The sequence below is a fragment of the Pantoea sp. CTOTU50773 genome (assembly GCF_032082325.1).
Taxonomy (GTDB): domain Bacteria; phylum Pseudomonadota; class Gammaproteobacteria; order Enterobacterales; family Enterobacteriaceae; genus Pantoea; species Pantoea communis.
On sequence record NZ_DAMDQC010000100.1, the window covers coordinates 1 to 15,575 of the forward strand.

Annotated in this window: 19 protein-coding genes and 3 pseudogenes; 15 read left to right on the forward strand and 7 right to left on the reverse strand. The window is 54.9% G+C overall.

Annotated elements, in window-relative coordinates; genetic code table 11:
* The 7 genes from RT340_RS15385 to RT340_RS15415 all read left to right on the forward strand — a co-directional run.
* A partial coding sequence (locus tag RT340_RS15385) for a PLP-dependent transferase (protein WP_313376919.1) occupies nucleotides 1-1,109 on the forward strand: 1,109 nt, incomplete at its 5' end.
* Nucleotides 1,110-1,134: 25 nt separating this feature from the next.
* The gene (locus RT340_RS15390) at nucleotides 1,135-2,406 is read left to right on the forward strand and encodes an ABC transporter substrate-binding protein (protein WP_160833818.1); all 1,272 of its coding nucleotides are present in this window, start codon (nucleotides 1,135-1,137) and stop codon (nucleotides 2,404-2,406) included.
* Between the two features lie 21 nt (nucleotides 2,407-2,427).
* Nucleotides 2,428-3,354, forward strand: a complete 927-nt coding sequence (locus tag RT340_RS15395) for a carbohydrate ABC transporter permease (RefSeq protein ID WP_282996829.1) — start codon at nucleotides 2,428-2,430, stop codon at nucleotides 3,352-3,354.
* Nucleotides 3,355-3,363: 9 nt separating this feature from the next.
* Complete coding sequence (locus RT340_RS15400) at nucleotides 3,364-3,996, forward strand: carbohydrate ABC transporter permease (RefSeq protein WP_313376924.1); 633 nt, start codon at nucleotides 3,364-3,366, stop codon at nucleotides 3,994-3,996.
* Between the two features lie 3 nt (nucleotides 3,997-3,999).
* Nucleotides 4,000-4,188 carry a hypothetical protein gene (locus RT340_RS15405; protein WP_313376926.1) on the forward strand — a complete coding sequence of 63 codons (189 nt, stop codon included), beginning with the start codon at nucleotides 4,000-4,002 and terminating at the stop codon, nucleotides 4,186-4,188.
* Between the two features lie 2 nt (nucleotides 4,189-4,190).
* Nucleotides 4,191-5,258 (forward strand): sn-glycerol-3-phosphate ABC transporter ATP-binding protein UgpC, encoded by a 1,068-nt coding sequence (locus tag RT340_RS15410; protein WP_313376928.1) that lies wholly within the window; start codon nucleotides 4,191-4,193, stop codon nucleotides 5,256-5,258.
* A gap of 120 nt (nucleotides 5,259-5,378) precedes the next feature.
* Entirely contained in the window at nucleotides 5,379-5,762 is a 384-nt protein-coding gene (locus tag RT340_RS15415; protein WP_313376931.1) for a RidA family protein, read from the forward strand.
* 36 nt (nucleotides 5,763-5,798) lie between these two features.
* On the opposite strand, the pseudogene RT340_RS15420 reads toward RT340_RS15415, so the two are convergent.
* A pseudogene (locus RT340_RS15420) lies at nucleotides 5,799-5,969 on the reverse strand (flavin reductase); the annotation flags it as partial.
* Between the two features lie 630 nt (nucleotides 5,970-6,599).
* Here RT340_RS15420 and RT340_RS15425 point away from each other — a divergent pair.
* Together RT340_RS15425 and RT340_RS15430 are read left to right on the forward strand one after the other, a co-directional pair.
* Nucleotides 6,600-6,836 carry a hypothetical protein gene (locus RT340_RS15425; protein WP_097117877.1) on the forward strand — a complete coding sequence of 79 codons (237 nt, stop codon included), beginning with the start codon at nucleotides 6,600-6,602 and terminating at the stop codon, nucleotides 6,834-6,836.
* 208 nt (nucleotides 6,837-7,044) lie between these two features.
* Nucleotides 7,045-7,176, forward strand: a pseudogene (locus RT340_RS15430) (DUF2000 family protein); the annotation flags it as partial.
* 41 nt (nucleotides 7,177-7,217) lie between these two features.
* On the opposite strand, the gene RT340_RS15435 reads toward RT340_RS15430, so the two are convergent.
* Nucleotides 7,218-8,120, reverse strand: coding sequence for an AraC family transcriptional regulator (locus RT340_RS15435; RefSeq protein WP_313376934.1), 903 nt, complete (start codon nucleotides 8,118-8,120; stop codon nucleotides 7,218-7,220).
* A gap of 99 nt (nucleotides 8,121-8,219) precedes the next feature.
* On the opposite strand from RT340_RS15435, the gene RT340_RS15440 reads away from it, so the two are divergent.
* From RT340_RS15440 to RT340_RS15450, 3 genes are all read left to right on the forward strand, one after another.
* The gene (locus tag RT340_RS15440) at nucleotides 8,220-8,966 is read left to right on the forward strand and encodes an SDR family oxidoreductase (RefSeq protein WP_211729607.1); all 747 of its coding nucleotides are present in this window, start codon (nucleotides 8,220-8,222) and stop codon (nucleotides 8,964-8,966) included.
* Between the two features lie 86 nt (nucleotides 8,967-9,052).
* On the forward strand, nucleotides 9,053-9,517 hold the full coding sequence (locus tag RT340_RS15445) for a GNAT family N-acetyltransferase (protein ID WP_097117875.1): 465 nt from the start codon (nucleotides 9,053-9,055) through the stop codon (nucleotides 9,515-9,517).
* A 10-nt stretch (nucleotides 9,518-9,527) separates the two neighbouring features.
* Nucleotides 9,528-9,899, forward strand: coding sequence for a RidA family protein (locus RT340_RS15450; protein ID WP_211729606.1), 372 nt, complete (start codon nucleotides 9,528-9,530; stop codon nucleotides 9,897-9,899).
* On the opposite strand, the gene RT340_RS15455 is transcribed toward RT340_RS15450, so the two are convergent.
* Both RT340_RS15455 and RT340_RS15460 read right to left on the reverse strand, forming a co-directional pair.
* Entirely contained in the window at nucleotides 9,886-10,314 is a 429-nt protein-coding gene (locus tag RT340_RS15455) for an NUDIX hydrolase (RefSeq protein WP_313376938.1), read from the reverse strand. The two genes, RT340_RS15450 and RT340_RS15455, sit on opposite strands and share 14 nt — an antisense overlap.
* 74 nt (nucleotides 10,315-10,388) lie before the next feature.
* Nucleotides 10,389-11,536, reverse strand: a pseudogene (locus RT340_RS15460) (MFS transporter).
* 98 nt (nucleotides 11,537-11,634) lie between these two features.
* On the opposite strand from RT340_RS15460, the gene RT340_RS15465 reads away from it, so the two are divergent.
* Nucleotides 11,635-12,129 (forward strand): MarR family winged helix-turn-helix transcriptional regulator, encoded by a 495-nt coding sequence (locus RT340_RS15465; RefSeq protein ID WP_211729604.1) that lies wholly within the window; start codon nucleotides 11,635-11,637, stop codon nucleotides 12,127-12,129.
* Nucleotides 12,130-12,222: 93 nt separating this feature from the next.
* Nucleotides 12,223-12,762, forward strand: a complete 540-nt coding sequence (cybB, locus tag RT340_RS15470) for a cytochrome b561 (RefSeq protein ID WP_034829799.1) — start codon at nucleotides 12,223-12,225, stop codon at nucleotides 12,760-12,762.
* On the opposite strand, the gene RT340_RS15475 is transcribed toward cybB, so the two are convergent.
* A complete protein-coding gene (locus tag RT340_RS15475) occupies nucleotides 12,759-13,601 on the reverse strand; it encodes an AraC family transcriptional regulator (protein ID WP_313376942.1) in 843 nt (280 codons plus the stop codon). The two genes, cybB and RT340_RS15475, sit on opposite strands and share 4 nt — an antisense overlap.
* A gap of 109 nt (nucleotides 13,602-13,710) precedes the next feature.
* Between RT340_RS15475 and RT340_RS15480 the strand changes: the two genes are divergently transcribed.
* Nucleotides 13,711-14,709, forward strand: coding sequence for a methyltransferase domain-containing protein (locus RT340_RS15480; RefSeq protein ID WP_313376944.1), 999 nt, complete (start codon nucleotides 13,711-13,713; stop codon nucleotides 14,707-14,709).
* On the opposite strand, the gene RT340_RS15485 is transcribed toward RT340_RS15480, so the two are convergent.
* A complete protein-coding gene (locus RT340_RS15485; protein WP_313376946.1) occupies nucleotides 14,693-14,920 on the reverse strand; it encodes an MmcQ/YjbR family DNA-binding protein in 228 nt (75 codons plus the stop codon). The two genes, RT340_RS15480 and RT340_RS15485, sit on opposite strands and share 17 nt — an antisense overlap.
* Nucleotides 14,921-15,160: 240 nt before the next feature.
* Nucleotides 15,161-15,575 (reverse strand): methyl-accepting chemotaxis protein (locus RT340_RS15490; RefSeq protein ID WP_313376948.1); only part of this gene is annotated, 415 nt, incomplete at its 5' end.

Below are 15,575 nucleotides of genomic sequence, written 5' to 3' on the forward strand. Positions count from 1 at the left end.
AAAAAGGCGCGGTCACCCCGCCGATCTACCAATCGTCACTGTTCACCTTCAGCGATTACGATAGCATGATTGCCCGCTTCCGTGGCGAAAGCGATCAACCGCTCTATTCGCGCGTCGATAATCCCACGGTCCGAGCGCTGCAGGAGAAAGTTGCCGCACTGGAAGGGGGCGAGGCTTGCCTGGCGTTCGGCAGCGGCATGGCCGCCATCAGCAATGCCATTCTCAGCGTGCTGCAACCCGGCGCAAAAGTGGTGTGTGTTAATCACGTCTATCCCGATACGTATCGCTTCCTGCGTGGCTTCTGCCAGCGTTTTGGTATCACCACCGAGTTCGTCGATGGTGATGATGAAGAGGCAATTCGTGCCGCGCTGCCGGGTGCCAGCCTGCTCTACCTGGAAAGTCCGGTGAGTTGGGTGATGAGCGAGTTGGACCTGAATAAACTGGCCACGCTGGCGCGTGATACTGGTGCGGTCACCATTATCGATAACAGCTGGGCATCGCCGATTTTCCAGCAGCCGTTACTGTGTGGGATCGACATCGTGGTGCACTCGGCATCGAAATACATCAGCGGGCACAGTGATGTGGTGGCCGGCCTGGTCATTGCCAGTCAACAGCACATCGGCAATATCTCACGCCACATCAGCCCCTTCCTCGGCGGCAAGCTATCGGCGCATGAAGCCTCATTGCTGATCCGTGGTCTGCGCACGCTCCCCCTGCGCATGAAGCAGCATCACCAAAGCGGCATGGAGCTGGCACAAAAGCTGAGTGCCCATCCACAGGTTACGGCGGTATGTCATCCCGGTTTGGCCCCTAAATCCTGGTCATCGCTGCGCGGCTACAGTGGCCTGTTTGCGTTTGAAGTGACCGAACAAATCGATATCCCCGCCTTCTGCAACGCCTTGCACTATTTCCATATGGGGGTGAGTTGGGGTGGATTCGAAAGTCTGGTGATGCCCGCCATCTCAGTCATCAATCAAGCCAGCGAATTTAACTCAGCCGTTGATTTCGGCGTCTCGCCACGTTTGATCCGCATCTCGATTGGTCTGGAAGAGACCGAAGACCTCTGGAACGACCTGCAACAGGCGCTGGCTACCGCAACCCGCGCATAATCACTCACTCCCAGGAGAAGCTGCAATGACGACTCGTTTTGCGATTAACGCACTGGTTTTAGCCATTGGATTGGGTTCAGCACTCAGCAGTATGGCGGCAAAATTAACCGTGGTGGAAGTGATTACCAGCCCGCCCCGCACTGAACTGCTGCAGAAGATGCTGACCGAATACAAAACCCAGCATCCCGGCACGGAAATTGAGTTGATCTCACTGCCGTGGGGTCAGGCGTTTGAGAAATTAGGCACCATGCTGCAAAGCGGACAAGTGCCCGATGTGGTGGAAATGCCCGATACCTGGCAAGGGCTGTATGCCAGCAACAACATGCTGGAGGATCTGGAACCGCGCCTGAAAAGTTGGGATGGCACCGCCCAGTTAACCGATAAAACGCTGGCGATGGCGCGTGCCGCCAATGGCAAAGCCACCATGATCCCTTACGGCTTCTACCTGCGCGCCCTGTTCTGGAATAAGAAACTCTTCCAGCAGGCCGGATTGAGCGAGCCGCCAAAAACCATGGATGAGTTTGCCAGCGATGCTAAACGCATCAGCCAGTTGGGTAACGGCATCAGCGGCTACTGTATGCGCGGCGGCGTCGGCGGCACCAACGCCTGGATGATGTTTATGGCGGCAATGAACGGCTCACCGGATTTCTTCGATAAATCCGGCAACAGTACTCTGACTCAGCCAGGGGCGATTAAAGGGGCGCAGTTGCTGGTCGACATGTACAAACAAGGCGGCGCGCCAAAAGACAGTGTGAACTGGGGCTTTAACGAAATCGTCTCCGGTTTCTATTCCGGCAAGTGCGCCATGCTCGATCAAGACCCCGATGCGCTGATTGCGATTAAAAACAGCATGGCCGCCGATGATTTTGCCGTTGCACCGATGCCTGTCGGACCGTCGGGTAAAGCTTTCCCTACCATTGGTTATACCGGCTGGGCGATGTTTAAACAGGGCAAACAAAAAGATCTCGCCTGGCCACTCATCACCTTCCTGAGTAATAAGACCAACAACCTCGCATGGGCAAAATTTGTTGGCACCCTGCCGATTTATAAAGGTGCAGAGCAGGATCCTTTCTATCAAACACCGCAGTTTGCCGGCTGGTTTAAAGAGTTAAACGATCCGAACTATGTGCCCTTGACCATGCCGACACACCTGAAAGGCTGGGGCTACTTCAACTCGGTGATAGTGAAAGAGAGTAGCCAGGAAACCCTGCTGGGCGAAAACGACACCGAAGACATGGTGAAAGACTGGGCTAAATATCTGACCAAAGAGCAGAAAAGCTGGCTCGCCACGCAGTAATCACCGATCGCGCGGAGAACAATGATGATGCTAGAAACTTCACTTGATGCCCGCTCGCCGCGCCCGCGCTACACGCGCTGGCTGCGGCTGGCTGAGCCGTGGTTTTATCTTTCACCAGGACTGTTGCTGATCGCCTTATTTATTTTTGTGCCGATGGCGATCGGCATTTCCTACGCGTTTCAGAGCATGAATCTGCTCAATCCGATGGATAGCGGGTGGGTGGGTTGGGATAACTTTGCCGAGATGTTTGACGACCGGCGCTTTTTTAAAGCGCTCGGTCACACGCTGAACTGGACGCTCAGTTCACTGCTGTTGCAGTTTTTCTTCGGTCTGGCGTTAGCGTTGCTGCTCAACCGCGAGTTTCGGTTTCGTCGCTGGGTGCAGGCGCTGGTGTTTCTGCCCTGGGCAGTGCCCGCCTTTCTCTCCGGCCTGACCTGGTCCTGGCTGCTTAACCCGGTGGTCGGCCCGTTGCCACAGTGGCTGAGCGACCTCGGATTACTGAGCGAGCCATACAATATCTTGTCCGATCCTCAGTTGGCCATGTGGGGACCGATCATTGCTAACGTCTGGTTTGGTATTCCGTTTTTTGCCATTACCCTGCTGGCCGCCTTGCAATCGATCCCCAAAGACTTGTACGAGGCGGCATCGATTGACGGCGCCAGCGGCTGGCAACAATTCTGTCGCGTGACGCTGCCCTTCCTCGCGCCGATGATCGCCATTACCGTGATGCTGCGCACCATCTGGATCGCCAACTTTGCCGATCTGATCGTGGTGATGACCGACGGTGGCCCTGCTGGATCCACCTCGATTCTCTCCAGCTACATCTTTACCACCGCTTATCGCAAACTCGATTTTGGCTATGCCTCGGCAATGGCGGTGTTTCTGTTACTGCTGATGACCTGCTACGCGCTGGTTCTGCTGCGCATTCGTCATCAACTGTTGAAATAAGGAGGCGAAATGAAACTGCTCCCGATGATTGGCCATCGCCTGAGTGTTGGCGTCTATCTGCTGTTTGCCCTGTTTCCGCTCTACTGGATCATTAAGATTTCGGTCACGCCGGATCAATTGCTGTTCAGTCAGGGCGTCACACTGTTGCCGGGCGGCTTCACCTTAGGCCACTTCCAAAAAGTGCTCACCGACAGTGATTTCCCCACCTTCTTCAGTAATAGCCTGATTGTCTCGTTCAGCACCGCATTCCTGACCACGCTGATTGCAGCTGGTGCCGGTTATGCGTTTTCGCGTTTCCATTTTCGCGGCAAGATGGTGATGGCGGCGCTGCTGTTGTTCACGCAGATGTTCCCGCTGGTGATGATCATAGCCCCGATTTATCGCGTCATGGCTCCGCTCGGCCTGACCAACAGTCTGCTGGGCCTGATCTTGATTTACACCGCCTTTAACGTCCCGTTTGCCACCTTTTTGATGCAGTCATTCTTTGATGCCATCCCCAAAGATCTGGAAGAGTCTGCGATGCTGGAGGGCTGCACACGTTTTCAGGCGCTGTATCGGGTACTGGTTCCGCTGACGTTACCGGGAATGGCGGCAACGCTCGGCTTCGTGTTTACCGCTGCATGGAGCGAACTGTTGTTCTAGCTAATGCTGATAAACACAAACGAAGTGATGACTTTCCCGGTGGGCTTACTCAGCTTCGTCTCCAAATTTGCCGTTTCATGGGGTGAAATGATGGCAGCCGCCGTAATGGCGCTGATTCCTGCCTGTCTGTTCTTCGCCTTTATTCAACGTTATCTGGTTCAGGGTCTGACCGCTGGCGCGGTTAAGGGGTAAACATGGCAGAAATTACACTGGCGCAGATCGACAAACGCTACGGCAATGTTGAAGTCCTGCGCGATATCAACCTCACGATTAACGATGGTGAATTCGTGGTGTTGGTCGGGCCGTCCGGCTGTGGCAAATCCACCTTACTGCGCACCATTGCGGGTCTGGAACTGGCGAGTAGCGGCGATCTCCGCATCGGAAAACGACTGATGAATGATGTCGCCCCGAAAGATCGTGATATCTCAATGGTGTTTCAGAGTTATGCGCTCTACCCGCACCTGACGGTGGCACGCAACATGGGCTTTAGCCTCGAAATCCAGAAACGTCCGCGTGCGGAGATTGAGGAGAAAGTGAAGCGAGCGGCGGATATCCTTAATCTTTCACATCTGCTGGATCGTCGTCCCAAAGAACTGTCCGGCGGCCAGCGCCAGCGTGTGGCGATGGGACGCGCGATCGTGCGCCAGCCGCAGGTCTTTCTGTTGGATGAACCGCTCTCCAACCTGGATGCACAACTGCGCGGCAAGAGTCGCGTCGAGATTAAACGCCTGCATCAGCAGATGAACAACACTATCGTGTATGTCACGCATGATCAGGTTGAGGCGATGACGCTGGCCGACCGGATTGTGGTGCTGAACCACGGAGTTATCCAACAAGTCGGCACACCACTGGAACTGTATGACACGCCAGCCAACAAGTTTGTCGCCAGCTTTATCGGTTCACCGTCCATGAACTTTATCAATGGCGTCGTCACAACAAACGGCGTGCGCATCGGCGACAGCGCGCTATTGCCCGCTAACCCGGCATGGGCCAATCAGCCTGAAGGTCGTGAAGTCATTTATGGCATCAGACCTGAAAACATAGCGCTGGCTTCAGCGGGCGCTGCACACGCGCTGCCGCTGGAAGTTTCCCTTGTGGAACCCACAGGGTTATCCGAGCTGATTCACGGCAACTTATACGGGCATGAGGTGATGCTCTTCACCACCCAGCGATCTGGTGCCACAGCGGGCGATATCATTCCCGTGGAGGTGGATTATGCGCGCGCGATGCTGTTTGATGCCGCGTCACAAAAGCGTTTGTAACCGCCTCTGTGTTGCTTTGACTGCAACGCGGCGTTGCCGGGATACGTAAACCCGGCACTGCGCACGAGTGGTAGCCTTGAGGCGAAAACATTCGCGATTGAAACAGGGTAAAGGAGCGTTATGAGCATTATCAATCCCGCCGGTTTAAAGGCGCGCAGCTATTACAATCACGTCAAAATTCGTCCCGGCACGCCGGTATTCCCGACCGGGCAAGTCGCGCGGGATGAAGAAGGAAACGTGGTCGGCATTGGAGATATGCAGCAGCAGGTCGAGCAAGTATATGCCAATATCGATCGCCTCCTGGAGGGGTTAGGGGCACAGCGTGACTGGATTGTGCGTACCACCACTTATGTCACCGACCTGGCGCTGGTGCCGCATATTCATCCGGTACGCCAGCGCTTCTTTGAAGGACTTGAGTTACCTGCCAGCACGCTGTTTCAGATCTCTGCGCTCGCCGAACCGGAATTGCTGTTGGAAATTGATGTGGTAATTATGTTGCCCTGAACATAACGGGAGGCACTTGCCCTCCCGTTCTTTAAGTTACAGCGCTGAGAGTTGATGGAACCCCCGGTCGTGATACAACAGCGGTTGCCCATCGCTGTTGGGGTGCGCCACGTGGGTCACCGCGCCAAGAAATATCGCGTGCGTATGCCAGTCAACGGTATTAACTAATTTGCAGCTAAAGGCCACCAGCGCATCCGCCGCCACTGGCGAACCTTCAGCGCCGCAGGCGGTGGCGCAACGATATCATTGATTACCTGCTGTCACTGCTGAAGCCAGAGTGGAATCCGCCAGATCCCCTGCTGACCATGGGCGTGAACTTCACGCTGCGCCGCGGGATGCATAATGCGGGGTTAGAGGCGTAATACATCAATTATACAGGCGACCTCTGCGCCGCCTGTTTGAATGAATTAATCCCAGCCGGCACATTGCTATCATTTAAAACGATGATCCTGTCTGCCGTCGCAACGGTGCTTTTTCGGGGCGAAATAATGACGCGAGTGATGGCGTCAAGTATAAAAACTCCACTAACTCTCTGGCTTCGCAGGAATGGCATATAAAACAGACTATCCGGGGCTGCGGGCATTTAGTGATGATGCCTGCCATAAAAGATGGTAGTTCCCTTTCCAAAGTCAGTTTCTGATAATAAATCAGCAAGATGTTTAAAAAGGGGCGAGTTAAAGGTGCAGCGGATTACACCCATGTTGTTAACAGTGGCCTGGTTGATGCCGCTATTAAGGACCTTTCAGCGATAGCAATAATAGATAAATGTGAACTGAATCGATTAATCTAACACATTAAAATCAACTCTCAATTATTTGACGAGCAGAAGCCTCCCCAATGCAAATTCATGATGTTCTTACCCTTACCATCGCCTCGGTCTGCGCACTTTTTATGACCAATGGCATTGCGGCTTTTCGCACCATCCTTAACTCCACTGATGACGAACAACGCGAAAAAATCCAAGTAGGTCAATTTGAGATGACCATGCGCCGCTATATGACAGGTGAAGGTGTGGGATATATTCTCACATCTGCTTTAAGCATCATGGGATGGGTAATGTACATTGCGGGTTAAACAGCGTTTTTAATCAGTACCCTAAAGCAGCTGAGGACTTGAATTTCTAGACCGAACATGCCGGTCATGTCTCATGCCTGTGGAGATACAGGACAGTGGTTCTACCATGAAAGCGGTATCAGCACCCTAAGACGACTTTACTTTAATGCAGCATCGCTCCACAAACGACCTGTCCTTCCTGATTATCAGGATAAAGAGCCGCGCGTAGGACGAAATCGTTACCATGCCGTTTAGCGCATTGGCGCAATCCTGCAAAACCTATGACGAATACGGCGAGCGCATTGCCAGCGCGAACAGTGGCAACATTGAGCTCGTGGCAATTGTCTTGATTGGCCCTTAAGAAAAAATCACCAGCCTTACAGGTAATTTTAAGCTTTATCGCTAAATATCCTGACCTGCGGCAAACCATGCGGGCGGTTGCCCCACATAACGGGTGAAGGCCACACTAAACGCGCTGGCGGAACGATAGCCGACGCGTTCTGCGACATCCGCTACCGCCATATTTTTGCCGCGCAGTAAATTTTTGGCCAAAGCCATGCGCCAGGTGAGCAGATAAACCATCGGCGCTACGCCCACTGCTGCGCGGAAACGCACAAAGAATGCCGAACGGGATAGCGCGGAAACTTTGGCTAATTGCGCCACAGTCCAGGGATGCGCCGGGTTGGCGTGCATGTCGCGGATGGCCGCCGCCAGACGTTCGTCGGCTAAACCACTCATCACGCCAGGGTAAGCATGACAGATTGGCATCGAACGCAGCGCCTCAATCAGCAGCAGTTCCAGCAGGCGTTCCAGTACCACATGGCGAGCAGGACGCTGCGCACGACACTCATCCATCACCAGTTGTACCAGTGTGGTCAGCCGTGACTCCCCGCGAATATGAATAAATTGGGGTAACAGCGAGACGATCAATCCCGCGTCAGGCGCACCAAACTGGCAATAGCCAATCAGCGTTTGCACTTCGGCAGGCTTCTGCTGATCGCCAATCCAGAATTCACCGGGGCTAAGCATTTCGGGTAGTGTTTCAGGCGCATCGTCATCGGGTGGCTCGGCACTGCTCATGCAGAACTCCCACGCCGCTGGGATTAGGACAAAATCGCCCTGCTCAAGTGAGAGGGGTTCATGCCCTTTCATCTTCAATTGACTGCGCCCAGCCAGTACCAGGCAGTAAAACGGCTGTCCGGTTTCACTGCGATTGACGCGCCAGCGACCATTGGCGCGTGCTCGTTTGGAAAAGGCCGCCTGAGGTTGCAGCAGCGACACTATCTCAGCAAGGGGATCGATCATTATGGACTCCTGCGAATGAAATATGGACTTTGCATTGTAGTGAGTCCATCTCGCTGACTCTATAGTGAGCATCTACCCAATGCAATGCAGGAGTGAAAGATGAAAACGATCCTTATCACCGGCTGTTCTTCCGGCTTTGGTCACGCCACCGCGCTCTATTTTCTGGAACGCGGCTGGAAGGTGATTGCCACTATGCGTCATCCTCGCCCGGAATTGTTCCCGGCTTCGGAAAATTTGCGCCTGTTGCCGTTGGACGTCAGCAACGCCGAAAGCATCAGTCAGGCAATCGCTGACGCAGGCGAGATCGACGTGCTGGTGAACAACGCCGGAATAGGCGTGCTGACCTCCCTGGAAGGCATGCCGATGTCCACGGTACGCGAAGTGTTTGAGACTAACACGCTGGGCACCATCGCCATGACGCAGGCGGTGCTGCCTCAGTTCCGCGCCAAACGCGGCGGTACCGTGATCAATGTGACCTCAACCGTGACGCTGAAATCCCTGCCGCTGCTGGCGGTGTATACCGGCAGCAAAGCCGCAGTCAATGCGTTCACTGAATCACTGGCGCTGGAGTTGCAGCCGTTTAATGTTAATGTGCGGCTGGTGTTGCCGGGCCTGGCGCCCACCACCGATTTCGGCAAGAACGCCATGCCGCGCATGGAGCAAACCTTCCTCGACGCCTACCAACCGATGCTGGATGGGATTATGGCGGGCATGCACCAACCGCAGCCCACCACCAAAGCCGAAGATGTCGCCGCCGCGATATGGCAAGCGGCAACCGATCCCAACGCACCGATGCGCATTCCTGCCGGGGAAGATGCGGTGGCTTTGGCCAACCAGACAACCTAATCATAAGAACCAGGCAAATAGCCTGGTTCCTTTCGAGGTTAACGGTTATGTTGTTTGACTCCTCTGTTAGCCTTGAAGAATGATGGATGCAGATACACTGTCTGGCCCAGATGTCACATTTCCATGATGAAATTGCTGACATGCTACACCGCGAATGGTCCGAGCTACCTAACTGGCATGACCGCGATGTGATCCGCCAGCGGCTGCAATCACGCAATGCCGCTGATGCCCAAACGATGACGCTGTTTGCCACCACGCACGAGGGCGAATTGATGGCCACCGCCAGCATCATCCATTACGAATTGAGTGACATCCCCGAGCGTGAATTTTGGCTGGGTGAAGTGATCACCGCTCGCGAACATCGCGGCAAAGGGTTGGCCAGTGCATTAGTGACCCGCCTGATTGCCGAAGCGCGAGCAAAATCGATCCCTGCACTTTGGCTGTATACACCTGACCAACAGGCCTTGTATCGCCGCTTTGGCTGGCAGGACGTGGAACAGCGAAATATCGCCGATGAGGACGTCACGGTGATGGTGTTAAAACTGGATTAAGGAGCAATCGATGTTAATACGCAAAAATTACCCGGAACTGGGCGAAGTGAAAGCGCCATATGTGCACGCGGTGAAGCATGGCGACACCTTATATGTTTCAGGTTTAACAGCCTTTGCCACACCCGCGCAGCAAGGCGATATTGCCTCACAGGCTGAGGCTATCTTTCAGCAGCTGCACCTGATTGCGGCTTCCGAAAATACCTCGCTGAGCCATCTGATTAAAGTGACCATTTTCATCACCTCCTTTGCCCAGATTAATGATCTGCGGGCCGTACTCTTCAGGCACTATGGCAATCATCTACCCGCCAGTTCGCTGGTGCAAATTAGTCAGCTGTTCTCACCGGATCTGAAAGTCGAGATTGAGGCGATTATCGCGCTGTAACCTGTGCAAGCTGTTGCAACGCGGCTAAGCCATCGCGAGCAATCCATGTGCGCAGCGGCGCGAACAGCGGCAGCGGCAAGGCTTCAGGTGCAAACCACTGCCAGCCTTCGCACTTTTCCGGCTTCATCAACTGCGGTTCCCCCTGCGGGTAATGTGCCACCAGCAGTAAGGTGATGTAGTGCTTGTTGGCCTCGGGGAACACATCACTGGTGAATGCGCCGTTTTGCAATTCGGTCAGGGTTAATCCGGTTTCTTCAAGCACTTCACGTCGTGCGCACTCATCCGGAGATTCACCAAATTCCAGATGTCCGCCGGGTGCTGACCAATCCCCTGCACCGTGGCTGCCCTTGCGGCGGCCCAGTAACAGTTTTCCTTCACGGAAAATCAATACCCCTACACCCACTTGTGGTGACATAAAAGCTCCTGATTGTGTTAATCGCTCGCAATGGTATGCGCTGCCTTGTACCTTCTGCAAGCAGACAAGCCCGGTTATCGCTGGGGTTTAAAACGCAATGCCATCGCCATCAAAACCACCATCCCGACGCTCATAATGGCCCATGCGCTATCCAGTGAGTCGGCACGATCGCGGACAATACCGGCCATCAAGGGCATCAGCGCGGCCAGTAAATAGCCGCCGCCTTGCACAAAGGATAACAATCCCGCCGCCTCTTCCGGAGAATGCGCATGGTCAAGCGTCACGATCAGTGATAGCAGAAACAGCGCACCAATCCCCAATCCGAGTAGCACCGTGGGCAACCAGGCCAGCGCGCCGCCCAGCCATATCAGGCTGATTAATCCCAGCAGCAAGAAGGTCAGCACCAGCAACAGCGGAAAACGGCGGTCACGGAAGCGATGAATCAAGCCCGACACGATAAAGCCCGCCACCACTTCCGTTAGCGTCAGTGCACCGAGCACATAGCCGCTGTGCTGCGGCGTCCAACCATGCTGCATATAAAACGGCGGCAACCAGGCCAGCACCAGCGTGTAAGCCCCTGTACCAATTCCGAAGAACACCATAAGCAACCCACTACGGCGTGTTCGTACGGGTTTAACGCGCTGAGTATTCGCAGCAGAAACGCTGTGGCGAAACGTGATTAACCACAGTAGTACCGCAACAATCGCGGGCACAACGGGTATGGCAAGCGCCATGCCCAACACCTGCGCATCCGCCAACGGGGCGGCCGTTGCGGCTGCCAGCGCTGCGCCCGCCATAATTCCGGTAGTAAACAGTGCCATTAGCGTGCCGGCCTGTGCAGCAAAGTGCCGTTTAATCAGCGCCGGCATCAATGCCTGAATTAAGCCTATGCCAATGCCCGCCACCAGCGCACTGGCAATCAGCATCTCAGCTGTTGGGACAGCACCGCGTACAAGGCAAGCTAACGCCAAAAGAATCAAACCGGCGGCGATGCCGCGAACCTCACCAACGCAACGCAGCAACCACGGCCCCGCCAGGGCAGACAACCCCATCATCACCACCGGCAAGGTGGTGAGTAAACTAAGTTGCGTGGCGTTGAGGTGGGATTGCGTTGCAGTATCGGAAACAGCGGTCCGATAGCGGCCATGATCGGGCGTAAATTCATTGCGATGATGAAAACCAGTAAAGCAAACATGCCTAAAGCAGGTAAGGTACGAGTCACTTTGCATCTCCATGTGCGTCGAAAGTATCTTAACGTTAAGATACTTTGCGGCATTTCGATAGAGGGATGCGCACTAAGCAACACATTCGAGGGGAAATATGACCGACCACGTTGATTTTGTTATCGAGCAGTGGGCCAACGCCATGCCTGAGTTGGATGCCTCGTCAATGGCGATATTTGGCCGCATGTTGCGCATCATGAAGCACCTCGCCACCCGGCGCGCGGAGGCACTGGCTCCTTTCCATTTTCGCGATGGGGAGTTTGATGTGCTCGCTACGTTGCGTCGTGCGGGCCCTCCCTATTGCCTTTCACCCACGCAGTTGTACAAATCGCTGCTGATTACTTCTGGCGCCATGACCAATCGGCTCAATCGTCTTGAGGAAGTGGGATCCATCCAGCGCGTGGCCGACCCTGAAGATAAACGCAGCATGCTGGTTGCCTTAACCGATGCCGGACGTGAAAAGATTGAGCAAGCCCTGCTGGTTCATACTGAGACACAGCGTGATCAACTGGCAACGCTGAGTGCTGATCAGCAACAGCAACTGCAGTCTTTACTCAGCCAACTGATGCAGACATCGGAAGCCCAGCGGTAAGCATTTCGTCGGGGGATGTGTCAAAATATGAATTAATTCAGTACGCTTTCCGCTATGTTAGCGCTTCTGCTACGCCTTTTGATGGAATAAATGATGAGCACCAAATACGCCCCTTCGCAGATTTTTCTCCACTGGCTGACTTTCTTGTTGGTCGTCACGGCCTATTGCACCATGGAATTTCGCGGATTAGCGACGCGCGGATCCTGGCAGGGCTTTGCCATGATCATTGGTCATTTCAGCGCAGGGAGTTGTGTACTGGTGCTGATGCTGTCACGCGTCATTCTGCGCTTTCGTCATCGCAGCCCGGCGATAGTCCCTAAACCGCCACACTGGCAAACCGGCCTGGCGCACCTGATGCATCTGGCGATCTACCTGTTCTTTATTGTGTTGCCGATTCTCGGCATTTTGTCGCGCTTCTATATGGGCCGCACCTGGTGGATTTTTGGTATTCCGATGCCGGTGAGCGGCGATCCCGATCCTGATTTTGCTGACAGCATTGCAGACTGGCATGAAACACTCGCCCCTTACGGCTACTGGCTGATTGGTATTCATGCCGTTGCGGCACTGGCGCATCATTATTTATTCAAAGACAACACCTTACTGCGCATGATGCCGTCTCGTCGTTCACGCTAATCCTGCTTTCTGCGCCCGGTAATCGCGCTGGCCGGGCGCCCAAAATAGCGTTGAAACGCGACGCTAAAATTGCGCGGATGTTGATATCCCACCTGCCATGCCGCCTGAGCCACCTGAAATCCCTCCTCCAGCAAGCGATACGCGTGCTCCATGCGCATCTGCAACAACATCGCGCCAGGCGTGCAGTGAAAATGCTGCTGGAACCCTGTTTTCAACTGGTAGTCACTTAACCCTGCCGCCAGCGCCAGCGCACTCAGCGAGAAAGCATCAGCCAGATGATTGCGCATCCAGTCGCGTGCCTGTTCCAGCCGTTCAACCATTTGAGGATGTAGCTTGTGCTGAGTAGTAGTGGGTTGAAGCTGATGACGATGCAACGCCAACAGGCTGAGCGCCTGAATTTCCAGTAACAACGGATCCTCATGCACCTGGCTGAGTTGCGCCGCGGTGGCGTGGCCGAAACGGCTAAAAAGGTGGCGCTTAAGCTGAGGCTGCAACAATCCTTCTGCAGCCTGTTCGCCAAAATAGTGGCGCACATTCGCCGCACTGAGAATCAGGCGCACCTGTTGCACCCGCTCACCCGCGCGATACAAACGCTCGCCCTGGCTGGCCTGAAAACTGGTCACGGTGAGATGCCCGGCGCTGAAAGCGATCTCACGTCCGTTGCTTTCCCGAAAGCGCGATTCTCCCTGCACACCAAAAGTCAGCACCAGCTGTGGCTGCTCGTTAGACGGTTTTGAAGACTCGCAGAGTGCCTGCACGGGCCAGTAATCCGATTGCACCATGCGCATCTCTCGCGACAGTTGATGCTGGCGCACACGCATTTCACCAGGCTTTTGCATCCTTTCTCCTTTCGCAGAGTTAAATCACCGTCTCGCAGACAAATGAGAATAAATTGCATTTACGCCAAAGGCTAGTCTGATGTTCACGTTACCTGTTCAGGAGATTGCTATGCGTTCACCGCTTCCTACCCTCGATCATCTGCTGGCTCAGCACGCCCTCAACGGCGCGGTGGCATTGGCATTTGAACACCGCTTGTTTGATTTTCTGGCGTTACCTGCCACCGCTGCGCAAGTCGCTCAACATTATGACTGGCAGCCGCATCAGACCTATCATCTGTTACGCCTGTTATGGAGCACCGAACTGCTCACGCATGAAGCTGGCTGCTTTGTGCTGGCACCCGATGTGCACACTTATCTGTGTCACGACAGTCGCCGCTATATCGGTGACGCCTGGCGCTATCGTCATCAGGTGTTACAGCAGTTCGCTCAGCGGATGCCACAACTGCTGACGCAGGCGGAACCCGGCTGGCAGGATCCTTTGCAAATCGATACCGCGTGGGCGGATGCCGCCTTGCATCAAATCGCCCAGGAACAGCGTGCGCTGAGCGCGGACACCGCCTGCGCAATCGCTGATACCCTGGCAGATTTTCAGCGTCCGGCGCTACTGCTGGATATGGGTGGCGGTCCGGGGTTGATCAGCATTGCGTTAGCGCAACGCTTTCCGCAGCTTTCGGTGATCGTGCTTGACCTGCCTCAAACCTCCACCGTTGCACAGCGCAATATCGAAAAAGCCGGCCTGAGCGATCGCGGTTGCGCGCTGGCGAAATTGCCTGAAGGGCGTCAGGTGGACATTATCTGGAGTTCATCGTTTCTTTACTTTATGGCGGACAGACAGGCGATGCTGCGCGAGTGGTTCACACGCTTAAAGCCAGGCGGATTGCTGCTCAGCGCCCATGCAGAAGTCCCTGAGCAGCCAGAGGAAGCACGGCAGGTACTGCCATTTTTTACCCCGTTAATGATGCGAGGTTACAACGTCACGAATGAGGGTGTGCTGTGCGAGGAATTGCGGCAGGCAGGATTTGATATTGAGCGCGTCCTACGGATGCAGCCGTTCCCGATGTCACCGCTCAATGTCATCCTGGCGCGAAAACCTAAAACGTTAAGCTAAAGCTCTCATCCAGCAGTGCGATGATCTCGCTATCCGGCAAGCCATTTTCCAGCGTCAGGCTGATCCAGTGCTCTTTGTTCATGTGATAAGCCGGATAGACGCCGTGCTGCTGGCGCAGTGAACCGGCGAGTTCGGGACGGGTTTTGATATTCATCACCTGAACCACCGGGCCTGCGTCCAATCCGAGTTTGTGGCTCTCCAGTGGGAACACCAGCGCAAACCATTTACGATGGCGAGGGTGCCGCAGTACCGCGTATTAACTGTGTTTTTTCCACGGATAGTCGGGTTCAATTTGGTAGGTTTGGCTGATGTGTTCGAACAGTTGCTGGCGATTCATGAGGGTTCCCGATGTGTGGAAGTCATTGTCGGCCATGAGCAAATAGCACAAGGCCGCGCCTTACGTTATAAGGCGCGGCCCGTTGTGACAAGGTATGCAACGCAGACGGCTGGCTCAACTCAACTGAAAACGTCCCACCGTTTGTGCCAGTTGTGCCGCCTGATCTTCCAGCGAACTGGCCGCCGCCGACATCTGTTGCACCAGCGCGGCGTTCTGCTGGGTGGTGCCGTCCATTTCATTCACCGCGATGGTGACCTGGCTGATACCGCGCGCCTGCTCATCGGATGCCACCACGATCTCACCGATGATAGTCCGCACTGAATTCACTGCCTGGGTCATCTCCTGCATCGTCTTACCGGCGTCCTGCACCAGCTGAACACCGCTGCCGACACGCTGGCTCGACTCCTCAATCAGCGCCGCAATCTCTTTCACCGCGTTAGCACTGCGCTGCGCCAGATTACGCACTTCAGAAGCCACCACCGCGAAACCACGCCCCTGCTCACCGGCACGCGCCGCTTCTACCGCCGCG

What these genes read in the sequence shown, in the direction of transcription:
- RT340_RS15440 (WP_211729607.1), top strand. Translation starts at nt 8,220, where the DNA reads ATGAAAACGATCCTTATCACCGGCTGTTCTTCCGGCTTTGGTCACGCC.
- RT340_RS15405 (WP_313376926.1), top strand. Translation starts at nt 4,000, where the DNA reads ATGCTGATAAACACAAACGAAGTGATGACTTTCCCGGTGGGCTTACTC.
- RT340_RS15450 (WP_211729606.1), top strand. Translation starts at nt 9,528, where the DNA reads ATGTTAATACGCAAAAATTACCCGGAACTGGGCGAAGTGAAAGCGCCA.
- RT340_RS15435 (WP_313376934.1), bottom strand. Translation starts at nt 8,120, where the DNA reads ATGATCGATCCCCTTGCTGAGATAGTGTCGCTGCTGCAACCTCAGGCG.
- RT340_RS15445 (WP_097117875.1), top strand. Translation starts at nt 9,053, where the DNA reads ATGCAGATACACTGTCTGGCCCAGATGTCACATTTCCATGATGAAATT.
- RT340_RS15410 (WP_313376928.1), top strand. Translation starts at nt 4,191, where the DNA reads ATGGCAGAAATTACACTGGCGCAGATCGACAAACGCTACGGCAATGTT.
- cybB (WP_034829799.1), top strand. Translation starts at nt 12,223, where the DNA reads ATGAGCACCAAATACGCCCCTTCGCAGATTTTTCTCCACTGGCTGACT.
- RT340_RS15390 (WP_160833818.1), top strand. Translation starts at nt 1,135, where the DNA reads ATGACGACTCGTTTTGCGATTAACGCACTGGTTTTAGCCATTGGATTG.
- RT340_RS15480 (WP_313376944.1), top strand. Translation starts at nt 13,711, where the DNA reads ATGCGTTCACCGCTTCCTACCCTCGATCATCTGCTGGCTCAGCACGCC.
- RT340_RS15425 (WP_097117877.1), top strand. Translation starts at nt 6,600, where the DNA reads ATGCAAATTCATGATGTTCTTACCCTTACCATCGCCTCGGTCTGCGCA.
- RT340_RS15415 (WP_313376931.1), top strand. Translation starts at nt 5,379, where the DNA reads ATGAGCATTATCAATCCCGCCGGTTTAAAGGCGCGCAGCTATTACAAT.
- RT340_RS15395 (WP_282996829.1), top strand. Translation starts at nt 2,428, where the DNA reads ATGATGATGCTAGAAACTTCACTTGATGCCCGCTCGCCGCGCCCGCGC.
- RT340_RS15465 (WP_211729604.1), top strand. Translation starts at nt 11,635, where the DNA reads ATGACCGACCACGTTGATTTTGTTATCGAGCAGTGGGCCAACGCCATG.
- RT340_RS15400 (WP_313376924.1), top strand. Translation starts at nt 3,364, where the DNA reads ATGAAACTGCTCCCGATGATTGGCCATCGCCTGAGTGTTGGCGTCTAT.
- RT340_RS15475 (WP_313376942.1), bottom strand. Translation starts at nt 13,601, where the DNA reads ATGCAAAAGCCTGGTGAAATGCGTGTGCGCCAGCATCAACTGTCGCGA.
- RT340_RS15455 (WP_313376938.1), bottom strand. Translation starts at nt 10,314, where the DNA reads ATGTCACCACAAGTGGGTGTAGGGGTATTGATTTTCCGTGAAGGAAAA.